Genomic DNA, 847 nt, shown 5'->3' on the forward strand with positions numbered 1-847 from the left:
AACCTGGACAGAGTTGTTCAGCGCAATTTGGCCGTCTGTTGGAGCACGGCTTAACCTGGACAGAGTTGTTCAGCGCAATTTGGCCGTCTGTTGGAGCACGGCTTTTTACCGCATTATCTGAGGTGCCGTGATAAGGAGCATCTTTGTATATTCGAGCCAATCCCAGTGGGTCGACCCACCCAATTGGATTCGGCGTGTATTGGTAAAGGTTCAGACCTCCATCGTAGCTTATCGGATCCTGCGATATAAACCGCCCAACCCTTGGATCATAATACCGGTATCGGTTGTAATGCAGCCCTGTCTCATGATCGTGGTACTGCCCCTGGAACCGGATCGAGTTGGTCAGTCCATGCTGCTGCGCCAACGCCGAGCGCTGTTCGCGGATTTCACCCCATGCTTTGTACTGTGCGCTCCAGGCGATGTCGCCGTTCTGGTCGGTGAGTTCTCGCGGCGTACCCAAATGGTCGCACTGATACCAGGCCAGCACATCGAACGGTTGTGCACTCGGCTTGTGGTTCCACAACGGATCGTCGTCGAGGCTGTAGTCGCCGCTGTAGTCCGGCTGAGCCATAAGGTGAATAGATTTATGCCGCAGAGCCTGGGTCAGCGGGACAAAAGTACCGGGCTCGTAAATATAGTGCACGGTGCGGCCGGCGGCACCGTCAGCCTGAGCCGGGCTGCTTTCCCACGCCAGATTGTCGCCATCCCAGCCATACAAGGTAAAGCCGCAACCGAGTTCACGTTGTCTGCGCGCATGTTCATTGCGATTCCATAGAGAACCGGCTTCCGGACGCTGTTTGTAGTGCGCGCTGGAGTTCTTGTGCAGGCGACGACCGAGGGCATCGTA

General features: G+C 56.2%; 1 protein-coding gene. It reads right to left on the minus strand.

Features of this window, described 5'->3' with window-relative positions; genetic code table 11:
- Positions 1-847: RHS repeat-associated core domain-containing protein (locus tag AC1DH9_RS30025; protein WP_477809437.1), on the minus strand; the 847-nt coding region annotated here is incomplete at both ends.

The organism is Pseudomonas sp. 05T35, from assembly GCF_056396605.1.